Source organism: Nocardiopsis protaetiae (assembly GCF_045446735.1).
Lineage (GTDB): Bacteria > Actinomycetota > Actinomycetes > Streptosporangiales > Streptosporangiaceae > Nocardiopsis > Nocardiopsis protaetiae.
On the sequence record NZ_JBJJBV010000381.1, the window covers coordinates 1 to 5,096 of the forward strand.

The 5,096-nt window shown below is 73.2% G+C and carries 4 protein-coding genes; all 4 read right to left on the reverse strand.

Annotation, left to right across the window (positions count from 1 at the left end; translation table 11 throughout):
* Positions 1–266: 266 nt before the first annotated feature.
* The 4 genes from ACJOT3_RS32330 to ACJOT3_RS32345 are packed head-to-tail and all read right to left on the reverse strand — an operon-like array spanning position 267 to position 5,037.
* On the reverse strand, positions 267–1,271 hold the full coding sequence (locus ACJOT3_RS32330) for an ABC transporter permease (protein WP_406976929.1): 1,005 nt from the start codon (positions 1,269–1,271) through the stop codon (positions 267–269).
* Positions 1,268–2,233: an ABC transporter permease gene (locus ACJOT3_RS32335; protein WP_406976930.1), complete on the reverse strand. Its 966-nt coding sequence runs from the start codon at positions 2,231–2,233 to the stop codon at positions 1,268–1,270. The genes ACJOT3_RS32330 and ACJOT3_RS32335 overlap by 4 nt, the downstream gene beginning before the upstream one ends.
* Complete coding sequence (locus ACJOT3_RS32340; protein ID WP_406976931.1) at positions 2,233–3,873, reverse strand: sugar ABC transporter ATP-binding protein; 1,641 nt, start codon at positions 3,871–3,873, stop codon at positions 2,233–2,235. The genes ACJOT3_RS32335 and ACJOT3_RS32340 overlap by 1 nt, the downstream gene beginning before the upstream one ends.
* 57 nt (positions 3,874–3,930) lie before the next feature.
* Complete coding sequence (locus ACJOT3_RS32345; protein ID WP_406976932.1) at positions 3,931–5,037, reverse strand: ABC transporter substrate-binding protein; 1,107 nt, start codon at positions 5,035–5,037, stop codon at positions 3,931–3,933.
* Between the last annotated feature and the right edge of the window lie 59 nt (positions 5,038–5,096).

Consider the following 5,096-nt stretch of genomic DNA (forward strand, 5'->3'; position numbering starts at 1 on the left):
ACATCCTCACCCAGGAGGTGGCGCTGCGCTCCTTCAGCACCGCCGTGGTGGAGGAGTTCGAGGCGCACCAGGACGACCTGGTCGAGGAGGTCGAGGAGGCCCGCGCCGAGACCATCGACGAGGCCCTTGCCGCCGGCCCGGCCTTCTAGGACCGGCGCCCGCAGCACCGCTTCACAGGCACCACCGCTTCACACGCATCGGCGCCGCCGGCCTCCGGCCGGCGGCGCCGAGCTCTGTGCGCGCGGGGTTCCCTGCGCGCCGGGTTCTCAGGGCGTGCCCGCCCGCACCGGCTCGGGCGGACCGTGCGGGGCCGCGGGGGCCGCCGCGCCGGGCCGGCTCAACCACTTCTGGGCCAGCACCACGACCACCAGGAACAGGCCGCTGACGACCTCCTGGTAGGCGGAGGACAGACCGCCCACGGCGTTGATGACGTTCTGCACCACCTTGAGCAGCAGCACCCCGGCCAGGGTCCCGGCCACGAACCCGTAGCCGCCGGTCAGCAGGGTGCCGCCGATGACGACCGCGGCGATCGCCTCCAGCTCGGTGCCGATGCCGAAGATCGTCACCCCCGACCCCAGCCACACCGCGTTCAGGGTGCCCGCCAGCCCGGCGCACAGCCCCGACAGCGTGTACACGCCCACCTTGACGCCGGCGACCGGCACGCCCATGAGCGCCGCCGACTGCTCGTTGCCGCCGACCGCGTACACGTACTGCCCCCACCGGCTGCGGCCCAGGACCACCCCGCCGACCGCGAACAGCACGATGACCAGGAACACCGGGTAGCCGATCAGGCCGAACAGCCGCCCGTGCACCAGCGGGGCCAGTGCCAGCCCGTCGGGCACCAGGTAGGTGACGGTGCCCTCCCGGGACACCGCCAGCATCAGCCCCAGCGAGCCGAGCATCGTCGCCAGGGTCACGATGAACGGGGCCAGCCCCGCCCGGGCGATCAGCGCCCCGTTGAGCGCCCCGATCGCCCCGCACACCAGCAGCGGCACCAGCAGCGCCGCCGCGGCCCCGTACTGCGAGGCCCAGGCCGCCAGCACCCCGGCCAGGGCGAACACGGTGCCCACGGACAGGTCGATGCCGCCGGTGACGATCACGAAGGTCATCCCCAGCGCGATCACGGCCAGGAACGACGCGCCGACCGCCACGTTGTTGAGGTTGCCCACGGTCGGGAAGGTGTCCAGGGACGCCCCCGCCACGACCACCACGGCCGCCAGCACGATGAGGGCGCCGTGCCGCTGGAACAGGTCACGCCACACGATGTTCACGTCCGCCTCCGATCCCGGGCCAGGTACACCGCGCCGATGATGACCGCGGCCTGTGCCATCTGCGTCCACGACGGCGGCAGGTCGTGCTTGATGAGCGTCGCCACCAGCAGCTGCATCAGCACCGCCCCGGCGATGGTCCCGGCGATGCGCACCCGCCCGCCGGTGAGCGGGGTCCCGCCCACCACCACGGCGGTGATCGCCGACAGCTCGATGAGCACGCCCACCGAGTTGGGGTCGCTGGCCTGGAGCCGCGCGCTGGTCAGCACCCCGGCGACCGCCGCCAGCACCCCGCACAGCACGTACACCAGCAGCAGGGTCCTCCGCACGGGCAGCCCCGACAGCTCCGCGGCCCGCCGGTTGCCGCCGATCGCCACCAGGCCCCGGCCGAACACCGTGCGCCGCACCAGGAACACCACCACGGCGACCAGTACCGCGGCGATCCACACCACGTACGGGATCCCCAGGAACGCGCCCGAGCCCAGCGCCCGGAAGTCCGGGTTGCGGATGCCCTGGAGCTGGGGGACCAGCACCAGCGCCAGCCCCCGCCCGCCGATCATCAGCGCCAGGGTCGCGATGATCGCCTGGATCCCCGCGAAGGCCACCAGCAGCCCGTTGACCGCGCCCGCCGCGGCGCCCAGCACGAGCGCCACCAGGATCGCGACCACCGGCCCGTACCCCAGGTAGAGGGCGATCGCTGAGGCGGACAGGGCCATCACCGCGCCCACCGACAGGTCGATGCCGCCGGTGGCGATGACCAGGGCCATGCCCAGCGCCACGATGAGCACCGGGGCCACCTGGACCGCCTGCACCCGGAAGTTCTCCGGGGACAGGAAGTTGGGCGTGAACACGATGTTGAACAGCACGATCGCGGCGACCCCGGCGTAGACGCCGTAGTCCCGCGTCCAGGCGAGCAGGGTCGCCCGGTCCACCCGGGGCCGGGCCCCGGAGACGGCCTGCGCCACTACCGCACCTCCTCTCCGTCGCGGACGGCCGGTGCGCCGTCCCGCCGCGCGTCGTCCCGCGCCGGATCCTCCAGGGGCTCCCCGGCCGCGGTGACCGGCTCCCCGGCGATGGCGGCCATGAGCGCCCGCTCGGTGACCTCCTCGCCGGACAGTTCGCCCACCACCGAACCGTCCTTGAGCACCAGCACCCGGTCGGCGCCCTCCACCAGCTCCTCCAGGTCGGAGGAGACGAGCAGCACCCCCAGCCCCTCGGCGGCCAGCTCGTCGACCAGCCGCTGCACCTCGGCCTTGGCGCCGACGTCGATGCCCCGGGTCGGCTCGTCCAGCAGCAGCACCCGCGGTTCGAGCGCCAGCCACCGGGCCAGCAGCACCTTCTGCTGGTTGCCGCCGGACAGCTCCTCCACCTTCTGCTCCGGGCCCACCGCCTTGATGCGCAGGCGCTCCATGAACACCTTCACCACCCGGTCCACCCGCCGCTCGGACACCAGCCCGAACCGGCTCAGCCGGGGCAGCGCCGCCAGCGCGATGTTCTCCCGCACCGACGAGCCCGGGACGATGCCCTCGTGCTTGCGGTCCTCGGTGAGCATCCCGATCCCGGCGGCGATCGCCGCCGCCGTGGACCGGCGCCGCACCGGGACCCCCAGCACCGAGACCCGGCCCGAATCCACCGGCAGCGCGCCCGCGATCGCCTGCGCGGTCTCGGTGCGCCCCGAGCCGAGCAGGCCGCCCAGGCCCACCACCTCGCCCGGCCGGATCCGCACGGACACCCCGTGCAGCCGGTGGCGGACGGACAGGTCCTCGGCCTCCAGCACCGGCTCCGACGACGCCTCGGTGTGCTCCCCGGAGAACGTGGTGACGCCCTCCCCGGCCACCTCGGCCACGTCCCGGCCCAGCATCAGCGAGATGAGCCGCAGCCGCTCCAGCTCCGCCATCGCCCCGGTGTGCACCACCCGGCCATCGCGCAGCACCGTCACCCGGTCGCAGATCCGGTACAGCTCGTCCAGCCGGTGGCTGACGTAGACCACGCCGATGCCGCGTTCGCGCAGGGCGCCGATGACCTCGAACAGGGTCTCCACCTCGCGCGGCTCCAGCGACGAGGTCGGCTCGTCCATGATCACCACGCGGGCGTCGGAGCCCACCGCGCGGGCCAGCGCCACCATCTGCCGGGCGCCCATCGACAGCTCCCGCAGCGGGCGGCGCACGTCCACGTGCACCCCGTACCCGGCCAGCACGTCCCGCGCCTCGCGGTGCATGCGCGGGAAGTCGATGAGACCGAACCGGCGCGGCTCGCGCCCCAGGAACAGGTTGCGCGCCACGCTCAGCAGCGGCAGCAGGTTCACCTCCTGGTAGATCGTGGAGATCCCCGCCTGCTGCGCCCTGAGCGGGCTGGCGAACCGCACCGGCGCGCCCAGGTACTCCAGGTCGCCGCCGTCGGGCCGGTACACCCCGGTCAGCAGCTTGATCAGGGTGGACTTGCCCGCCCCGTTCTCGCCGACCAGCGCGTGCACCTCGCCGGGCAGCACCTCGAAATCGACCCGGTCCAGGGCCAGGACCCCGGGGAACCTCCTGGTCACCCCGTGGGCCCTCAGCACCGCCGGGTCGCGCGCGGCGTCACCGCCGTGCGCCACCGCCTCGGTCATCGCGTCCCCCTCCCGGGGCGCCGCGCGGCCGATCCGGCCCCCGCGGCACCGGTGGCCCTAGTAGGCATTGCCGACCTCCGCCTCGGCGTTGGAGGTGTCGTACTCGCGGTCGGTGATGATGAGGTTCGTGCCGACCTCCTCACCGGCGCCGAACGCCTCGGCGGCCTCGAACGCCAGCGGGCCGAAGCGCGGGTTGGACTCGATGACCGCGTGGATCCAGCCGTCGATGATGTACTCGACCGCGCCCCGGGTGCCGTCGATGGTCACGATCCGCACGTCGCCGGGCTCCTTGCCCGCGCCCTCCAGGGCGGTGACCGCGCCGATGCCCATCTCGTCGTTCTGGGCGTAGATCGCGTCGATGTCCGGGTCGGACTGGACCAGCTGCTCGGTGACCGACTGGCCGCCCTCGCGGGTGAAGTCGCCGGACTGCTCGAACACGATCTCGATGCCTGGGGCCTCGGCCTCGATCCGCTCCTTGAACCCCTCGGTCCGCTGGGTGGTGACGTTGTTGCCGGCCGCGCCGAGCAGGATCGCGACCTCGCCCTCGCCGTCCAGCGCCTCGATCATCTTGTCCGCGGCCCGGCGGCCCTGCTCGACGAAGTCGGAGCCGATGAAGGTGACGAAGTCCTCGCAGGCGGTGCCGTTGATGGCCCGGTCGATGGTGATGACCGGGATGCCCTTCTCCTTGGTCTCGTCCAGCACGGGCTTCCACCCGTCGGAGTTGAGCGGGGCGATGATGAGCACCTCGGCGCCCTGGGAGATGAGGTCCTGCACGTCGGTGATCTGCCGGGAGAAGTCCGACTGGGCGTTGGCGGTGATGAGGTCGATGCCCCGCTCCTCGGCCTCGGCCTTGATGGACGCGGTCTCGGTGATGCGGAAGGGGTTGGACTCGGCCTCGGACTGGGAGAAGCCCACCTTGACCTCGGACAGGTCGTAGCCCTCGCCGCCGTACTGGTCGATGGTGCAGGTCCCACCCCCGGCGGCGGCCTCGTCCAGCACCTGGGCCTGGCCCTCGGTGTCGCCTCCGCCGGTGCCGCCGCCCGCGGGCTCCTCGCCCCGGGCGCAGGAGGTCGCGAGCAGGACCAGGGTGCAGGCGGCGGCCGCGGTGAGCAGCAGCGGGCGCGAACGCGGGGACGGGTTCGCGTGCTCGGGGGTGTCGTTCATGGTGTGTTCCCTCCGGGAATTCGGGTGCTTCGGGGGATTGAGGGGCTGGGTGCGGGGGC